This window comes from Paenibacillus xylanexedens (genome assembly GCF_001908275.1).
In the GTDB taxonomy this organism is placed as follows: domain Bacteria; phylum Bacillota; class Bacilli; order Paenibacillales; family Paenibacillaceae; genus Paenibacillus; species Paenibacillus xylanexedens_A.
This window is the reverse complement of the sequence record NZ_CP018620.1, coordinates 6128903-6148623: the sequence shown is the minus strand read 5'-3', so window position 1 is coordinate 6148623 and position 19721 is coordinate 6128903. Positions and strand designations below refer to the sequence as shown.

Here is a 19721-nt window from a genome sequence, read left to right as displayed (position 1 = left end):
GTCGTTAACTGTGTGGCTCTTCTTTTGGTTGGTGTTTATCGGCATAATCATCCAAACAGCGTTGACATATGCACGATTTTCGGCGCTGCTCTGCCGGAATACGGTCAAATACACCTTCGGGGAATGTAGCCCGGTTACACCAACATTCCGAATGAGGATGTCCTGCGGCATAGGAACAGCGATTAGCTTCCCCGCATAATGGGCAGACAAGAACATCGATATGGATGTGCTCTTGATCGTCTTGTTCTGCAGACATTCAGTTCTTCCCTCCCTGTGGAATAGCTACGAGCTGAAGTAAACATACTGGTCCCAGTATAACAGAAATACGCCGGTGATTATGGATTTCACTCTGTAAATATGACTTCCAGTTCACCACATCTGTTTCTCCCATCGGCTATTCTTCAGGCGGTAATTCGATCTGTAGGCCTTCCACATGTTTGCGTCCCATCAATTTACGCTTCTTTCGATTTTCCTTTGTTTCTAGCACAATGTCCAAGTCATAATCGTCACCCGGATAAAGCTCATCAGCAGATATATGCAGGGTCAGGCGTTTCTTATGGATTTTGACTTTGCGTCCTCGCAGCATGACCCCGATATTTCCACGGCTATCCTCGACATCACAGACGATGCCCGACTGATTAAGATAGGCCGCATACACCCGATCTCCTTTGCGAAAAGTTTTGGCAGGGGCAGGAGAATCCGACTCTCTGGTTGTTGTCTTTTTGTTGAGACGGATTGGATCCTTTGACTGTTTCGACTGGTTCTTTCTGGATAACTCTGCTGGGCTGACTGATTCTGTACCAGAACGAGCAGGCGTCAGGGCCTTAGTTTCCGAAGGAGGCGACGTGAACCCTAATGTACGATCTCTCGAAATACTTTGATCGGACAGGGACTTGGAGCGCTCGATAATTCGCTGTGGCATGCCTAGCTTCAATGCGATGGAATAGGCGTAACTTTCACCAGCTTCTCCGATACGCAATCGATACAGCGGCTTGAGAGAAACGGTGTCAAATTCCATACGGGCATTTTCGAATCCTGGCGTGGCAGCTGCAAAATGTTTGATTTCACCAAAGTGTGTTGTCGCTACAACGGTTGCTCTGCGGCTGTGCAGTTCCTCCAGCATGGCGATAGAAAGTCCGACGCCTTCACCGGGATCTGTGCCGGAAGCCATCTCATCAATGAGCACCAGCGTCGAAGTATTGGCCTGTTCCAGTATGCCGATCATATTGCGAATGTGTGCAGAGAATGTACTGAGTGCTTGTTCCATACTCTGTCCGTCACCAATATCAACCGCTACCTCGTTATAAACAGCCATCTCGCCACCTTCCTCGACCGGAATAAGCAAACCGGATTGCATCATCAGGGTTAACAAACCAAGTGTTTTGAGTGCGACCGTTTTACCACCGGTATTCGGGCCCGTAATAATGAGCGACGAGTACGTTCTGCCGATGGCAAAATCGAGGGGAACCATAGAAGAACCCATGAACGGATGACGTGCACGTTGAAGGCTAATGTGGCCCTGAGTATTGACTCGAACGGTACGCCCATCCATGGTGGCCGCATATTTGGCTTTGGCAAACAGGAAGTCCAATACACCTACCGTTTCGGTGTTGAGGGCGATTTCACGGTTATACGATTCGGCCAGAGAGGTTAAATCACCGAGAATCCTCATCTCCTCTCGGGACTCCTCGGCTTGTAGAGCAGCCAATTCCATCTGCAGACTTACTAATTCAACGGGTTCAATATACACGGTTTGCCCGCTCCCCGATTCATCCAGCACACTGCCTTTCACCTGTTTGCGGAACTCTTTCTTAATGGGCAGAACTGTTCTTCCTCCGCGTTGACTGATGACATATTCCTGCATAATGGAGCGATGTTTACACACCAGAGAATCAAGTTTTCGTTTCATGCGTTCCGCATTCACCGTTATTTTTTTACGAATACGAATCAGTTCCTTGCTCGCCTGATCCTGAATGCGTCCACTATGGATGCAACGCTCGATCTCACTCAGCAAAGGTTCGATTAGAATCATGGATGCTGCATAACGACTGACGGTGGGAGCGGCCCCGGATTTGCCCTCCATGTATTTCATAAGTTGTGCACAGCTCCGCAGGAACTGAGCGAGATGACTGAAGTCGCGTTCACTGAATAGATAACCGGTGCCAAGCAGATCCATAATGGTTTCCATTCCGTCGAGTGAAGGGAGGGGGATACTGGCCCCGAAGCGAATCAATGCAGCAGCTTCTGCTGTTTCTTCCAGGCGAATCTCGATCAGGTGAGCATCTACCATCGGTTTTAGTTCTCTCGCATAACGTTTGCCCAGATAAGACAGGGCGCAGTCTGCAACATTTTTTTGAATTTGTGGATAGCCCAAACTGTTTAATGTGTTCTCATTCATGCGTAATCTCTCCTTGAATTTGAATTGGGATTTCAGTTGACGCGCTGAAACATATTCCTGGAAAACGCAAAAAGGGCGGAGAATGAACAAACGTCATTCTCCGCCCTAAACGTATGGGAAAGCAAAGTCCACTACAGGTCTATATTAAAAAATCCGCGCTGAACTCAGCGCGGAAATAGACCCGGACAATTACAATCCCGGAGGCGATTTATGATATCCGCTGTTCTTAACTAAGTACAGGGATCTGGCGCATCATGAAATACACGTATGCCATATGGGCACAAGCGCAATGAAAGGCCAAACTCCTGAATATGAAACTTGGTTAGTTAAGAACATTCACCGACATTAAAAATCTCTCCTTTGATTGAGGAATATGCAACCAATATAAACTGAAAATTAGTTTGAAGTCAACCTTTAGAATAAATGAGTGGACTTGAATAAGAATGGGTTTTAAAATAACAATAGTAAAATAATCCAATGAAAGCGATTTATTTTAATAAACATACGTATAAAGGAGGATGCTCTTCTTGCCGAAGTATTTACTGCGTTTGCTCTGTTTCACCCTGATCCTCGGAGCCCTTCCGGTCATTGTTATTGGTTCGGTCTCGTATACGATTGCATCACGTGACATTGAACAGAAAGTGCGTGAGAGCAATCTTCAGATATTACATCAGACTCAAATGAGGGTAGAACAAGTTCTGCGCAGCCTGCAATTATCCTCCATCCAGTATGTTAATTCGCCCTTGGTACTACAAGCAATGAAGAAACCACTAGACAGCAGCGAGTTTCAGGAGATTCGTGATCTGACCTCCGGTTTTAACAACTTACAAGCGGTTACGAACATTGACCAAGCCTATCTGGTTAATCTGGATGAAGATTGGGTCGTTTCGATGCGTTCTTTTGGCAAATTGGATGATTTTAGCATTCGAGACCGAATTGGATCCTACCTAAGTTATACCAACAGCCTGTTCTGGGTCACTCAGAATGCCAGTTCAGCGAAAGAAAGTGTACCTGTGTCAGCAGGTATGGGTGAACTAACACCCGAACAGGCACCTACCCTTATATCATCGGATAATGTGGTCAGTATGGTATTCAAAATCCCGATGATACCAACCAATGTGAAACCAAAGGGATTTCTTGTGATTGATATCGCCGATACGGAACTGAGTACCTACTTGAGCCGAAATACGAATTCTGGAGATATGTACGTTCTGGATCGGGAGCAGAAGTATTTTCTGAACGATATGCAGCAAGGGGGGAAATATGACGGGCTGAATAAGGAAATTCAGGAAATGGTGCAAACGACGGCCCAGTCAGAGGGTTTCTTCAGTGCGGAGGTGGAAGGTAATCAAGTGGCGGTTAGTTATAGGCAATCTCCGCTCAATGGCTGGTTATATGTGTCCGTTGTATCTCTTGGACAGATTACGGCCCAGTCACAGAAAATTGCACTGGTTACCGGTATCGCTACACTGGTCATGTTATGTGTAACGGGATTGTTCGCCATATACGGCAGTCGGCGGATGTACTCACCGATCTCCAGACTGCTGCAATTTACGAAGGGGTTGGATTCCCCAGTTGCTCCGTCAGGACGCCGTCAGGATGAATTTATCTATATTGAGGAGCAATTGTCAACCTTGTTCAGCTCGGAGAAAACGATGCGTGAGCAGATGAAGGGGCAGCATGTGCACCTCCAGGAGTTTTTTATGACCAAACTGCTCACAGGTAAAATCTCGGAAGAAGATTTCAGATATCAGGGCGAATTGTACGATTTCCCAACAGGGTGGGCGACTCTTGGCGTACTCATGCTCCAGATCGATACCTTGGAAGGGACCCGATATGAGGAACAGGATCGCGATCTGCTGCTGTTTGCTGTCAACAATATGGTAGGTGAGCTCCTTCCTTCAGCAGTTCGGTTCACCCCGGTCATGCTGGATGATGCTCAGGTCACCGTTCTTGCCTCCGAACTCACGGATGAGGTGAAGCTGAAGGAATGGATGCATACCCAGGCAGACTGGATTCGCGAACGTGTCGTGACCTATCTGAATCTGCCCGTAAGTATTGGCATCAGTCGTTCCTACGCTTGTATCGGAGATACGCCAAGAGCGGTTCAAGAGAGCCGAGAGGCTCTGCAGGGCCGGGTAAGTCTGGGTAGCCGTATTATTTTGCATTACGAGGATATTCAGCCACGTGGACAGATGGAGGCCGCGTTGTATACCCAGTTACGTATGATCGAGGATCAACTGGCCTCTGCGCTTAAGCAAGGAGATGAAGAGAAGACGGACGCCTATTTTAAGCAATATTTGGGGCTGCTTGCCGACAAAAAACTCCATTTCAGTGAATACCCCGTCATTATGGTTCAGTTATTGTCTCGTGTATATCAGCTTGTACAGGAGCAGGGCGGGGATGTAGCCGAAGTACTGGGTGAAAAAGCATCCATGTCACATTTGCTGAAGTTGTCCACATTGGACGAAATGACCAATTGGTTCCGCAAGCGGCTGTTCCTGCCCGTCATCCGTTTCTGGCGAGAACAGGAAGAATCCCAATACATGAATATTGCGAGACGCATGATTCGTTTGATCGAGGAACGTTATGATCGTGAATTGTCGCTGGAAGCCTGTGCCGCTGAGCTTAATTTTCACCCTGTCTACTTAAGTCGGGTATTCAAGAAGGAAGCGGGAGTTAATTTTACGGAATATCTGGCAGAGTATCGTATGGAAAAAGCAAAGACCTGGCTGCAAACAACAAATCTTAAAATATCGGAGATTGCCGAGAAATTAAACTATACCAACCCAACCGCATTTATCCGTACGTTTCGCAAAATCACAGGAACCACCCCCGGCAAGTACCGGGAGCAGCAGCGATAAAACAAACCTGCTCTGCCCGCGATGGCAGGCAGGCTTTTTTATGTTTGGATGAAGAAAGAAGACCGCTTTTCTCCATGAAGTTAAGACAGGAATATGGAGGTTGAAAGCAGTTCATTTCACCTTTAGATTCTGTGAGGGAAATGGGCTAAAGCCTTGCTACATAAGGAAAAACAAAAGGCTAAAACGAGACGATAGCCAGTCATTCGTTTATCCTCCACAATGAAGACATGAATTCAGGAAGTGATATTTTGTAATCGTTTCCAATGTGGGGAGGAAGACAATATGAAAGCCGAAACGGCGGCTCGAACACGGCCCGCTACCCGCAGTGACAAAAACCTGCTGTGGAGGGACATTATCAAAAACCGGTGGCTGTATATCATGTTAATACCGGGTGTGCTTTACTTTGTTATTTTCAAATACATACCCATGTATGGCATCACAATGGCTTTTCAGGATTACACGCCTTACAAGGGCATCTTGGGAAGTGACTGGGTAGGCTTCAAACATTTCCAGCGTTTCTTCGGAGAACCGCAGTTCTGGACATTATTTCGGAATACGTTTTTGCTAGCCATTTATAACATTGTGTTCTTTTTCCCACTGCCGATTGTACTGGCACTCATGATGAATGAAGTTCGCCGTGAACGCTTCAAACGATTTGTACAAACGCTCGTCTATGTTCCACACTTTGTTTCCTGGGTTGTTGTTGTCGGTGTATTCTACATGCTGTTCACAACCGAGGGTGGTGCCATTAATGAACTGCTCTATAACCTGACTGGACAAAAAGTGGCGTTCCTGCTTGAACCCGGATGGTTCCGTACGATGATTGTTGGACAATCCATCTGGAAAGAAGTTGGTTGGGGCACAATTATCTTCCTTGCAGCACTTTCCGGTGTTGATACACAGCTCTATGAAGCAGCACGGATTGATGGTGCCAATCGTTGGCGCCAAACCTGGCATATTACGCTGCCGGCCATTCGTAGTACGATCGTCATTTTGCTCATTCTGCGTCTGGGCAACTTCCTGGATACAGGCTTTGAACAGATCTTCCTGATGCTGACTCCGACAAACCGGGATGTAGGCGAGGTATTTGATACCTACGTGTACACGAAGGGTCTTACCCAGGCACAGTACAGTTATAGTGCTGCTGTCGGGTTGTTCAAATCGGTTGTCGGACTGGCGCTTGTCCTTGGTGCCAATACGCTGGCCAAAAAATTCGGGGAGGAAGGCGTCTACTAACCCTCGGGAGAAGACGTTCTTCACCAGACAGGAGTGAACATTAAGATGCAACAGGATAAAACGTGGGGCAACCGGATCTTTGATATTCTCAATCACGGCTTGCTGCTATTGATTGGAATTGTGACGGTTATCCCGTTCATTTATATTTTGGCCGTCTCGTTTACCAGTCCGCATGAAGTGGCTAAGGGAGGATTCATTCTTTTTCCAAAAGAGTTCTCTTTGGCTGCATACCGTTACATTTTCTCTACAGATACCTTGATTCGCAGTCTGGGCGTATCGGTCTATATTACGGTGATCGGTACTTTCATTAATCTGCTGTTTACATCACTTATGGCGTATCCGCTCTCCAGAAGATATTTGCGTGGACGCCAGCCCATTTTGCTGGGTGTATTGTTCACAATGCTCTTCAGTGGCGGGATGATTCCAACATACTTTGTCGTCAAATCTTTGCATCTGACGGATACGTTATGGTCGCTGATGCTGCCTACCGCTATTAGTGCATTTAACTTGATTGTACTGAAAAACTTCTTCCAGGCTATTCCCGACGAACTGGAGGATGCAGCCAAAATTGATGGATGTAACGATGTCAGCGTATTGTTCCGGATTGTACTGCCGTTGTCCATGCCAGCCATGGCGACATTTTCACTCTTTTACGCGGTGGCCCACTGGAACAGTTTCTTCAGCGCTGTTATCTATATCAACGATAGTGAGAAGTGGCCTGTCCAAGTCTGGCTACGTGAGATTGTCATTCTGGCACAGAGCCGAATCGGAGACACGAGTATCGAAGAGACAGAGATCCAGCCGCTTACCATTCGCATGGCGGTTATCGTATTCTCCACAATCCCGATTATGCTGGTATATCCATTCCTGCAAAAGCACTTTGCAAAAGGAGTGATGCTGGGTTCGGTGAAAGGTTGAGTCGGCACATGGTTCAAAGTCAGTTCACTATGACTGCATAATAAAAGGGAGGTTTTCATGTTATGAAAGCAACAAAAAAGAAAGCCGTAGCTGTCTTAAGCACACTGGCACTAGTGACAGGTTTGCTGGCAGGATGCGGATCAGATGAGGGCCAGGCTGCCGAGGGCGGCGTACAAAATGTGTCCATAGCCATTGCACAGGTGGGTGATGTGCCAAGCAAAGGCAATGAAGTTCAGCAAAAGATTGAAGCGTATACCAATACCAAACTGGATATCCAGTGGATTCCGGCTTCGGCCTATAATGACAAAATTAACGTGATGATCGCTTCAAGCGATATGCCAAAAATAGTGAAAGTACAATATAACCCAACGGTGACCAGCGCGATGCGTAATGACGTGTTCTGGGAAGTGGGGCCTTTGCTGAAAGACTACAAAAATCTGTCGGCACAGAACGAGCGTTTTTTTGACAACATCAAGGTAGAGGGCAAAATCTATGGGGTTCCTGTATTCTCCGATATTGCGCGGGCTACAGTGATCTATCGCAAGGATTGGTTCGAGAAGCTGAATCTCAAGGTGCCAGCTACACCGGATGAATGGTATGAAACGATTAAAACACTGGCAACCTCCGATCCGGATGGAGACGGTCAGGATAATACGTTTGGACTAATGCTTTTCAAAAAATATAATGAGGATCAATATTCCTTCACGACGCGCCTTGGCGTAAGTTTTGGTGCACCTAACAAGTGGAAGGTCGAGGATGATGGCAGCTTCACGCCAGAATTCATGACACCGGAATATATGCAGGTGCTGGATCTGCTGAAACGTTTGTACGATGAGAAACTGCTGAACCAGGATTTTGCTGTATTCGACTCTACGGAAGCGGAGAAAAAGTATGATTCCGGTGTTGTGGGTATCCGTGTTGGTGTTGCTCAGAACGGAAAAAGTCAGCAAGAGCGTTTGTCCAAAAACAATCCGGATGGTGTGGTAGACATCGCTGGTTTGCTTGGAGCGAACGGAGATCGTGTTGCAGGACAGACGGGTAACTCCGGCATTCTGGCATTCCCTAAATCAACGGTGAAATCTGAAGAAGAACTCAAGAACCTGCTCTCCTTCCTGGATAAACTGATGGACCCTGAGATGGCGACCCTGTTGATGCGTGGTATGGAAGACAAACATTACACCAAAGTGGGCGAAGATCAGGTGGAGATGAGTGACTTCGATGCATTCCAGCGTGAAGTGAAACCTTACCGTGACAACCTTCCTTATGTCGAAGGGTATAACGTACCGAAATTGAAGGACACCGAACTGGGGGAAAAAGGTACGGCACTTGCCAAGGAACTGGCGGAGCACGCTGTGCCAAACCCTGCGCTGACGTTATATTCTCCAACGTATGGTGACCGTGGGGCGGATCTGGATCAGGTGATTGCCGATGCACAGACGAAATACATTATGGGCAAGATCGATCAAAGTGGCTGGGAAAAGGAAATCGAGAATTGGGGCAATGCGGGTGGAAATAAGATTCGTGAGGAATATGCCGAAGATTACAAAAAACAGGCTCAATAAAGAGCCGGAAGCGGGGGCTTGATCATGAAGGAAACACTGCAACTCACATCGGTGCGCATGGCACAGCAATTCATGGAAAGTTATCGCAACCATGAGCTGTATTCCACTTGGCATTATGAGAACGGCTGCTTACTGAAAGCGCTGGAGGAGCTGTATACGCACACGGGGGAGCAAAAATATTTTGACTACATCCGTGAGCTCATGGATCATTTCGTTCAGGAAGATGGCTCCATTCGCTCCTATACGATCGAGGAATATAATCTGGATCAGATCAATCAGGGGAAATCACTGTTCCTGTTGCACGAGAAAACGGGAGAAGAGAAGTATCGCAAAGCTGCGGAGTTGCTTATGACTCAGCTTAAGGGACAGCCACATACGAGTGAAGGCGGGTTCTGGCACAAAAAGATTTACCCTTTCCAGATGTGGCTGGATGGATTGTACATGGCTACTCCGTATCTGACCCAGTATGGTGCAGTGACGGGAGAAGAGAAGTGGTTTGACAAGGCATCTCTGCAGCTCTTGCTGGTGGAGCAACGTACACGTGATCCGCGTAGTGGTCTCTTGTATCATGCCTGGGATGAGAGCAAAGAGCAGCGCTGGAGTTCGGGAGAGACCGGATGTTCTCCGCATGTCTGGAGTCGGGCGATGGGCTGGTATGTGATGGCGGTTGTGGATACATTAGATCACCTGCCAGTAGATCATCCGCAGCGCGGGCAGATTGTGGGTATCTTCGAACGTGTAGCAAATGCACTTGTGCATGTGCAGGATCAACAGACTGGATTATGGCCACATTTGCTGGATCAACCGGGACGTGAGCGGAATTATCTGGAGGCTTCCGGGACCTCGATGTTTGTCTATGCATTGGCCAAAGGTGTACGTAAAGGATATCTGAGTGGCAAGTTCAAAGCGGTTGCGGAAAAAGGGTACCAGGGTCTGCTACAGCATCTGCTGCAAAACGATCGTGAAGGCGTACTGTCCTTGACGCAGTGTAATGGCGGAGCCGGTCTTGGAGGAAGCCCGTATCGTGACGGGTCCTATGAGTATTATGTGACCGAGTCCATTCGGATCAATGATCCGAAGTCGGTCGCTCCGTTCATTTTGGCGGGAGTGGAGATTGAACTTTACAAGTCAAACTAACATGTACATGAGAACGGAGAGGGCAGAAATAATCTGATGAAGCGAAGCGTTCGCCTTTATCCCCGGATTTCCCCTTTTTAAAAGGGAATCAAAAAATCTGGGGATAACAGCGATCTGAAGGTTGTTCTGTCATCGGAGTGGTCTGTGTACATAACCTTATCCAAAAGGAGAGATGGTTCATGAGTCCAAAAGGTCCAATGTCCCGTTTAGGCGGAATCGTTGTAATTGGTGCAATGTCCGCTGGATTGCTTGCAGGTTGCGGGGGAGAAAAAGCACCTGCTGCAGGGGAAGGTAAACTTCCCATTTCCATCTCTTTAATGCAGGTAGGAGATATACCGGCCAAGGAGAACGGGATTGAAAAGAAGATTGAGGAATATACAAATACGGATGTCAATGTACAGTGGATTCCGCAGTCTGCTTTTGATGATAAGGTGAATGTTATGGTTGCTTCAGGTGAGATGCCGACCATTATGCGTGTGAATTATGTACCGACCACATTTAATGCCGCCAAAACGGGACTGTTCTGGGAACTGGGGCCTTACTTGAAGGATTATAAGAACCTGTCTGCCCAATCCGAAGCTTATTTTAACAATATCAAAATTGAAGGCAAGGTCTACGGTATTCCGAACTTCCGGGATATTGGCCGGACTGCGATCGTATATCGCAAGGACTGGTTTGATACGTTGAAGCTGGATATACCCAAAACGCTGGATGATTGGTATGAAGTGATGCGCTCTATTCGTAAGGATGACCCTGACGGAAATGGTAAGGAAGATACGTACGGTGCACTGCTCTTCAAAAAGTATAATGAGGGTGTCTCTTCCCCACTGACGCGGGTTGCTGTAAGTATTGGCGGTGTTAACAAATGGGGAGTGGATGATGCTGGGAAACTGACCCCGGAGTTCTTGACTACCGAATATGTGGATACAATGAAACTCTTCAAGCGACTGTTCAGCGAGGGACTGATTAATAGTGATTTCCCTGCTCTGGACCCTTCTGATGCGGACAAAAAAATGGATTCCGGCCTGGTTGGCATGAAGCTTAACGGTGTGGCCCAGAACGGAAAGTCCTCTCAGCAGCGGCTTACACCTAACGCTCCGGATGGAGAAATTGATGTGGCTCCGTTCCAGGGAACCGACGGCATTCGAATCGCCGGCGAGCCAGGAAACTATGGAATGCTAGTCATCCCGAAGGCGTCCGTAACGGATGAGGAGCAGTTGAAGCAGGTGCTCACGTTCCTGGATCAGTTGATGGATGAGGAATTAAGCGCGTTGCAGCTCCGTGGATTGCTCGATGTGCACTACACCAAGACTGCGGATGGGAAAACCGAACTTAAAGATTTTGACGCTTATCAGCGTGAAGTGAAGCCATACCGGGATAATCTGTTAAGTATTGAAGGTTATAATGTACCTGAACTGGTTGATGTTCCGATTGGTATGAAAGGTACGAAGATGGCGCGTGAGAATGAGCAATACGCCATCGCCAATCCGGCACTCACCTTGTCTTCGGCAATCTATACCGAGCGTGGTCAGGAGTTGGATCAGATGATCTGGGATGCGCAGACGAAGTACATCATGGGTAAAATCGATGACGCAGGTTGGGAGCAGGAAATCGCAAGCTGGAGAAAAGCCGGTGGTGATCAATTAATCACGGAACTTGAAGCATCCTATAAGGAATTGAACGGAAAATAAAGCTGGGTGAAATAAAAAAGGTTGATCAAATGGAATGATATGGTTTATTCTATGAGTGAATTCATTTTCCAATATCATAAGAAAGACCACACCCTTAAAGCATAAGGCTATGAATCTGCGGATTCATGGCCTTTTTTTGTGTTTTAGGCGAATGAAGTGGGTCTATGGAAGGAGGGGCGCACGCCTTAACGTGATGGGGATGGACGAAAAATAATACCAATAGCCTAGTACAACATGGTAGAATATTGATTATTATGGCAAATTTAGGTTTTGGTTATGAAGAGAATTGACTAGGTTGACCAAGTAAAGCATCCCCATACTAAGGTACATAGGAGCGTGAGTAGATTGAAGAAACGAATTGAAGGTCATGAGAAGAAGAAAAAACGGAACGGTTGGATCGTCGGGTTGTTAACGACAGCTGTATTGGCAGGAACATTATTGCCCGTTGGACCCGTACATCTGACGTCCACAGCTAATGCAGCATCGGGAACAAGTGACACGGCCCTTAGCAAGTTCAAAGATATCAAGGGCCACTGGGCTCAAGCAACGATTGCCAAAGCTTATGAAAAAAACTTGATCTCAGGTTACCAAGACGGAACGTTCCGTCCCAATGGCAAAATCACGCGTGGGGAATATGCAACCATACTTGCCCGTGCGACTGGACTAGAGAAGGTGGAGGGGCAAAACCCGTTTTCCGATCTCAAGGGACATTGGTCTGAAGCGGCGGTTAGCCAACTTGTTGGACAAGGATTCATTAATACTGGCGATTACGCCAAAGGGTTCAATCCAAATGTGGAGCTGACGCGTTACGAGATGATGAAATGGATTGCAAATGGACTGATTAAGTCCGGAACCAGCTTCCAGGATGCTTTTAACGATACCAAAAATACGCTGCTTCCCACACCGGAAGTGAACCGTGGCACCATTCGTGCTGAGCAGATTCCGTATCTTGCCCTTGTCCGTGGGACAGGCATTGTGGGTGGATTTCAGGATGGCACATTAAAACCTGCGGATTCCACCACTCGTGCAGAAGTATCGGCCATTTTACTGCGTTATATGGACGTGGAGGGCACGGATGCCGGGAAGTACAGTGATCTGAATGAAATGAGAGAGGTCGGCACGACGGGTACGAATTTAACGACAGTATCAAGTTACAAATATATTAAAGGTAACTTCGGAGATATAGTTAATACAGAGTACACATTGAAAAATAATGTGGGGGTCGTAAGGTACCATAGATTTATCGTAGTGGATACCCGAGGGACTAAGCCCAAGGGACTGTACGCAACGTTATTTGTAGATCAAAATAACTTGACTAGGGCACAAAAGGGGCGCTTTTCTACCTACGCTGAGATAACGTTTACTTCAAGACTTGATAAGTCAAATCTTTTAAATATTGCTAGAGCGAATGATAATATAGTTATTCCAATTCAACGGTTATTTAACGTGAGCTATTTGAAAGAAAAAGGGTTTATTACTTTACCAGACGATTCAAACGCAATGTTGAAGCAAGGGGTATCTACCAAATTTTGGTCATCACATACTCTGGATCCTGTAAAGGGAGGATATATGTTAAAGAATGATGCTGGTAAAGAAGTTCAAATCTATCAATAGAACTTTTGGTGGTGTTTAAATTTAATATTAAACGTTATCTACTAGGTGGTTTTAAAAGTTTATATAGAATCTTAGTAATTATATTTATGACATTACCAGTCTATTACTGCACTTTTGATACTCTTAAAGCTAATGCCGTAGAAGAACAATATGGTTCCAAATCCATGAAAGGGCCAGCAGTCACAGTTGATGCAAACCCAACTCAAGGAACACCAGGAGTTTACTGGTATCAACTTGATTCAGGAGAATTTAGGGCAGAATATCAAGGTACGCACAAAGATGTGGATAACGGAGGAACTGATTATGATGCATACCCTGTAAAAACAGAAATTCCTGATAATGTTGATATGAGTAGATGGCCCCCACTAAGTTGGAAGCCATATAGAGGTATAGGAATTGATAAGGAAATGGTAACTGATATTAAGTTAAAGAACGATCCTGATGGTGTAAAATATCAGCAGGTAAATAGTTATGAAGGAATAGGTAGTCCAAGAGTTACAAGTGAAAAAAATGCGGATCTTAGAACATATACTGGCAAAGGGTTTGAGTTCTTTGAAAGGGAACCTTATGGGACTAGGCCAGGCAATAAACCCAAATATAAGATGGTGTACCACACCCCTGTTAGCATCTTCTGGGAAGGTAAGATTCACGAAGAAAAAGAAATCGATGTAACCCCAGATTCAACCCTTACCATAGGGAAAACACAACAGATGGAAGCCAAGGTGAAGACGAAAGGTTATGGTGCGACAGCCTTTGGTGAGGGCATTGACGTATCCCGCAGGGAAGCAGAGATCAAATGGTTTTCTTCTGACGAGACAATTGCGAGTATAGAGTTGAAAACAGGGATGTTAACGGCCGAAAGTCCGGGCACGGTCACTGTGCGTGCAATCTGGAACAATGGTACATATCTGATCTCGGATACAGCCACCATAACCGTTACGTCTGAGCCAGGACTCGTGGTGAATTTGCCGAACGCTTGTAAAGCCAATACAACACCACTACAGGCGGAAGCAGTTCTAACCAAACCGGATCGCTCTGTTCATAAACTGACAGCTCATCCTAAATTGACGTGGCAAAGCTCGAATCCGGCTGTGGCAACGATCGGCGCAGATGGCAAAATCACGACTAAAGGGATCGTCGGTAGCACTACCATAAAAGCTCATTTTCTTGATTCTGCTCAGCAACTGGATGAACAAGGGACTCAGGTGCTTGAGGTGAAGGACTGCACGGATAATGGAGAGGGTGGTAATGATGGCGATCCGGGGGGTGACCCTGCGAACACTTGCCCTGTGACCATCAGCCCACCGAGTAGAGGCACGGTTATTGAAGCATCGGTTATAGACCCGTCTGTTCGAGGTGTGTTGAAGGCAGACGAGCGTGGATCTGAGAAGTTCGATGTTACCCGTGGTATTCCAACTTCGGAAGATCTCTATGCCAATGTTTTAGCCAAGGAATATCTGTTTCAGCACCGTTGGGTTAACATGACAGGAACGGTGACTTACACCGTTAAGGTGAAAAGGGTTTATCATAAAACCTGGACGATCCCGGGAAGAGCGTCTAGTGGTGAGGGGGATCCAGGAACACCTCCTGAGCCCAAAGAACGTGATGTGCCTGGGGATAAAACCATGCAAGTAACACGGACATATAGCTATTGGCAGATCGATAACCTGGAGGTATACAAGTTAAATGAGGCCAAGGTATCTAACTATGCGCTAGGCGGTTATGGCGACACCGTGACCCTGATGCCCAATGCATATACAGCACCGACTTTGCAATCGGCTATGGATACTGCGGTTACCAATCATGTGAAACCTGCGCCATGTCGAGAAATTGATCTTGGCATCAAAGGGGTTCCGGGTGGTTCTACTGAACCCTCTACGCCAGATGAAACGTCATTGTTTCAATCTGAAGCTGAAGCGGAGGTTAGAGAGAACACCGTTAATAACGACAAGGTAACCTTTAATGGAGCGACAATTATGGATTCTGCCCCGGTGGAAAAAACAGCTCCAAGACCTGGGACGATCCCCCAGCCTGGCATGATCGGAGACGATGTTCTGTACCAGAACCGTCTGACGATCAAAAACACATTGATGAACAAAGCTAACCAGCCAACCACGGGTGAGATAACGTATGGACTGCTCCCTGGCAATGTTAACGGAGGGCGGGATCAGAAGTTCCCCATTCTGGGCATCAACTCGGTGACAGTACATACTCCAGTTGTGAACTATGCCTGGGTGTCAGATGATCAGCCGCATAACCAGAAGACTACGCCTGATCCGACCAGAGCTGCACTTATTTTAGAGCGTCCGTTTATTGTACGCATCCCAACTTCAGGGCAGCATCTGGATGTAGCGAGTTACCCTGGTTATGGAAACCATGATTATGCGAAATATTTCCGGATCAAACAGGTTCGTTTCCCATTCGATGTCTATAACGGTGCCAGAAGTCAGTTTATTCCGGCCATGACATGGGTGGATATTCCGGTAAATCAGTTGGACACCCCTTTTTATCTTCCTGTATGGGTAGATGAAGGGAATTACCAGATTGAGTTTCGTAATATCGCCGAAAATGCACCGGCAAACTTCACAGAACAACAGGATGCCAATACGAATCTGACCCATCATGTCGCAGCAGATACCGTTGCTGTAGAGGTTATCGGAAGGTTGTATGATTTTCACATTACCGATGTTTCAGACTACAACTGGGAGAATGTGTTCCGCAAGCGGATGGGCAGCCCGGAACCAACGGGTGTGAGCTATTGGACCGGAGGAAACGGTATTGACGGAGATCCCCGAGGTAACTTGGCTCCCTATGTCCTGCCTATTCGTCCCGGCAGTCATCCGGTACAGGGTTTCCGAAATGCTGCAGTGAAGACAGGTTACCATTTCAAGTTTGATCTGAAAACCAAGGGCAATATGTTTGGGAAACAGGATGGTATCCGAATCACGCCGACGTTCTCTTTTGTGAGTAAAGATGGCACCACCCGGCAAGAAGTGGATTTATACTACCATCGAGGACAGGATCGACTCATTCGTATCGGATCTTCACAAGATTTAGAAAAACGTTTTGTTGTCCTGAACTCACGGTTGCGGAATGTCCCCAGTACGGAGTTGGGTGATACAGCGCGTTATCAGTATACCTATGAACTGTCGGCGGAGGAACGCATACAGGGTACAATGGCGGAACATATGGTTCGTTTCGTGGATCAGACCTCTCATCATAAAACGTGGGTAGGTCGTTATGACTGGATGATTCTTCCTTCACAGATCCGAACACTTATTGGCCCAAAAGCAGATATTCCCTCCAGTGTTAATGTGGATCGGGCGAATGCAGCGATTCAGCGCTGGTATGGGGAATATAGCTTGCCAGCAGATGTATATGCAGTGCCCAAAGGAACCGATCTCGAGTCGCTTGCCAGACAAAACCGGTTGGATGAGAAGGCGACGGTATTTCTGAGGGGCGGTTACATTGTGGTTAACTTCAATATCGAAACATTGCGCAGTGGCAATACGAATGCACCACATCTGCAATATATTCATGCACCGTTGATGAATCAATGGCAAATGGAAGGTTTTGATAACAGCCCGGTAGATGGTCAGGGGAGAAGTTGGCCGATGCAAGATGGGGACGTGGTTTTGTACCACGCGGATCAATCCAGCCGAAATGATTTCCAATCCCAGGTACCACATTAGAGGGGTATCGTTTTACCCATAAAGAAGGCAGGCGTCATGTGAATCTACATGACGTTTGTCTTCTTTTTTGTGTAATTTGGATTATGGTCGGGCAGCAGAACGGGTATAAAGGGTAAGGAGCACTCGTACCATCCATATTCATCAATTTTCTCAACGAGAGGGGAACAACACACATGATTGAAGAGGATAAGCAGGAACTATTGATTTCAGAAGATACATACAAAGGAAGAGATTTAGGCGTCACATTAGAAGCACAAGCCTGTCACTTCAAAGTCTGGTCACCGTTAGCTGTTCAGATGGAACTACTTCTGTACCCACCTTTGACAGGGGGGAGCCCGGAGGAAGAGCCCAATCAACGGAAACAACAGGCGTTACCTATGCAAAAGAAAGATCAGGGCATCTGGGTTCTGGAACTGGAGGGTGATTTAAACAGCTACCGTTACATGTACAAGCCTACTTTCGAAGACGGACATTCAACCCATGCTGTAGATCCCTACGCACGAGCAGTGACCATGAATGGAGAAATGGCTGTAATTGTGAGACTGGAGCAGACACATCCGAATGGATGGAGTGAGGATATTCGCCCGCAATTGACCAGTCCTGTAGATGCAGTCCTGTACGAACTGCATGTACGTGATTTTTCCATTCACCCATCATCGGGTATAACGAATAAAGGTAAATACATGGCTTTCACCGAGACGGGTCTGCGTGATTCGGAGGGCAACACACTGGGGCTCGATCATTTGGTTGAACTCGGGATTACCCATGTTCATCTGCTGCCTGTATTTGATTTTGCGACGGTGGATGAATCCAGGGTGGATGGTGATACGTCTGATGCCTCCAACTATAACTGGGGATATGATCCACTTCATTACAATGTCCCGGAAGGTTCCTATGCATCACGTGCAGATGATCCGGAGACACGGATTCGTGAGTTCAAATCAATGGTGCTTGCCCTTCATAACAAGGGAATAGGTGTCATTATGGATGTGGTATATAATCATACGTTTGATACGGCAGGCAGCTCTTTTGAAAAACTTGTACCAGGGTACTACTATCGTCAAAACGCTGATGGAACCTATAGCAATGGCTCAGGTACAGGCAATGAGGTGGCTACTGAACGCGCCATGGTTCGCAAGTTTATCATCGACTCGGTCCGTTACTGGGCAGAGGAGTACCATGTTGATGGTTTTCGATTTGATCTTATGGGCCTGATCGACACAACTACGATGAAACAGCTTGCAGCGGAATTGCACACAGATGTGTCACCTTCCATATTGTTATATGGTGAACCATGGGGCGCGCTGGATTCGCCGCTTGGGGATGATATGACCCTAAAAGGAACGCAGCGCGGAGCGGGTTTTGCTGTGTTTAACGATAATTTCCGCGGAGTGATCAAGGGAGACAGTGATGGCATGGGTACGGGATTTGCGACGGGTGCGGACGGAAAAGAAGACGAATTGTGGACTGGCGTCCGGGGAGCCATTCAAGATTTTACGGATGGTCCATCCGAGACGATTAACTATGTAACAGTGCATGATAATCTCAACCTGTGGGACAAAGTCGCACGTACACAAGGACTCCACGATACCTTGAATTTCCTCACCTATGACGAGGATGGAAGTATTCGTGGATGCCAGAGTGTGGAGGAGGCCGTAGAGAAGGCTAAGCCTTACCTACAGATTGATCCGGAACACATTCTGGAGAATGAGACCGTTAGGCGTAGTCTGCTTGCCAATGGTATCGTTCTAACCTCCCAGGGTGTTCCCCTGATCGCGGCTGGTGATGAGCTGCTTCGCAGCAAATATGGGGACGCCAACAGCCACCAGAGTGGAGACGTGGTCAATGCCGTACATTGGGAGCAGAAGAAGCTGTTCAAGCCGGTGTTTGATTATTATCGTGGGCTGATCCGTCTTCGGCGAGAACATCCAGCCTTTCGGCTTCGTACACGGGAAGAGATCGAGAAGCATGTTCGTCTAATCGAAAAAGGTAATGGGCTGTTAGCGTATGAACTGAACGGTACAGCAGCCAGCGATTCATGGGAACGTATTGTTGTCATCTATAACGCGGCAAAAGAAAACCGTGACATCGCTGTTCCCACAGGGACATGGAATGTGATTGTAGAAAAAGGACAAGCAAGCGTTGATACGATACGCACCATACAGGACGGAAAGGTACATGTGAATGCGATATCCCTAACGGTGATGTATTCGAATTCCTAATGAACGCAATGCTTGCCAAGAATTGAAGGGTACCAACAAACCATTAGTAAATCGCTAACAAGGAAACGTTCAAGATATCCAATCAATCGAATTTAATCAAATAAATTGAGATATAACAAATCCCCCTTTCCCGTATGAAAGGGGGATTTGTTGATGCTTCAGAGACCATTGCCTTGGTCGCAGGGCTGTACATTGTCATGTCTCGAACTTCTTTATGCTGTGCACCGGTTAGTACATTTTTAATCTCAACTAAATGACATCCTGTAATTTATTCTCGTATATTCCAAATTTTTTTGTCGGGACAGGTACAAATGCTGTCAATCTATGGCGCTTGTTTTCATATCCTATATTTTGAAAGCGATTGCTAATTGAATACGCAAATTGGAC

General features: G+C 46.8%; 11 protein-coding genes. 9 read left to right on the top strand and 2 right to left on the bottom strand.

Features of this window, described 5'->3' with window-relative positions:
* Positions 1–4: 4 nt before the first annotated feature.
* On the bottom strand, positions 5–256 hold the full coding sequence (locus tag BS614_RS26745) for a cysteine-rich CWC family protein (protein WP_074096180.1): 252 nt from the start codon (positions 254–256) through the stop codon (positions 5–7).
* A gap of 138 nt (positions 257–394) precedes the next feature.
* Positions 395–2398 carry an endonuclease MutS2 gene (locus BS614_RS26740; protein ID WP_074096179.1) on the bottom strand — a complete coding sequence of 668 codons (2004 nt, stop codon included), beginning with the start codon at positions 2396–2398 and terminating at the stop codon, positions 395–397.
* Between the two features lie 527 nt (positions 2399–2925).
* Here BS614_RS26740 and BS614_RS26735 point away from each other — a divergent pair.
* The 9 genes from BS614_RS26735 (at position 2926) to pulA (ending at position 19334) form a co-directional block, all read left to right on the top strand.
* Positions 2926–5262 carry an AraC family transcriptional regulator gene (locus BS614_RS26735; protein ID WP_167544425.1) on the top strand — a complete coding sequence of 779 codons (2337 nt, stop codon included), beginning with the start codon at positions 2926–2928 and terminating at the stop codon, positions 5260–5262.
* A gap of 282 nt (positions 5263–5544) precedes the next feature.
* Positions 5545–6498 carry an ABC transporter permease gene (locus BS614_RS26730; protein ID WP_017686861.1) on the top strand — a complete coding sequence of 318 codons (954 nt, stop codon included), beginning with the start codon at positions 5545–5547 and terminating at the stop codon, positions 6496–6498.
* Positions 6499–6543: 45 nt separating this feature from the next.
* On the top strand, positions 6544–7416 hold the full coding sequence (locus BS614_RS26725) for a carbohydrate ABC transporter permease (RefSeq protein ID WP_074096177.1): 873 nt from the start codon (positions 6544–6546) through the stop codon (positions 7414–7416).
* 62 nt (positions 7417–7478) lie between these two features.
* Complete coding sequence (locus BS614_RS26720; RefSeq protein ID WP_036674498.1) at positions 7479–8978, top strand: extracellular solute-binding protein; 1500 nt, start codon at positions 7479–7481, stop codon at positions 8976–8978.
* Between the two features lie 24 nt (positions 8979–9002).
* On the top strand, positions 9003–10115 hold the full coding sequence (locus tag BS614_RS26715) for a glycoside hydrolase family 88/105 protein (RefSeq protein WP_074096176.1): 1113 nt from the start codon (positions 9003–9005) through the stop codon (positions 10113–10115).
* A 179-nt stretch (positions 10116–10294) separates the two neighbouring features.
* Positions 10295–11806 carry an extracellular solute-binding protein gene (locus BS614_RS26710; protein WP_084174766.1) on the top strand — a complete coding sequence of 504 codons (1512 nt, stop codon included), beginning with the start codon at positions 10295–10297 and terminating at the stop codon, positions 11804–11806.
* Positions 11807–12151: 345 nt separating this feature from the next.
* On the top strand, positions 12152–13420 hold the full coding sequence (locus BS614_RS26705; RefSeq protein ID WP_074096175.1) for an S-layer homology domain-containing protein: 1269 nt from the start codon (positions 12152–12154) through the stop codon (positions 13418–13420).
* Positions 13421–13827: 407 nt separating this feature from the next.
* Positions 13828–17112: a DUF5704 domain-containing protein gene (locus BS614_RS26700; protein ID WP_244898209.1), complete on the top strand. Its 3285-nt coding sequence runs from the start codon at positions 13828–13830 to the stop codon at positions 17110–17112.
* 173 nt (positions 17113–17285) lie between these two features.
* The gene (pulA, locus tag BS614_RS26695; RefSeq protein ID WP_074096173.1) at positions 17286–19334 is read left to right on the top strand and encodes a type I pullulanase; all 2049 of its coding nucleotides are present in this window, start codon (positions 17286–17288) and stop codon (positions 19332–19334) included.
* Positions 19335–19721 lie beyond the last annotated feature (387 nt).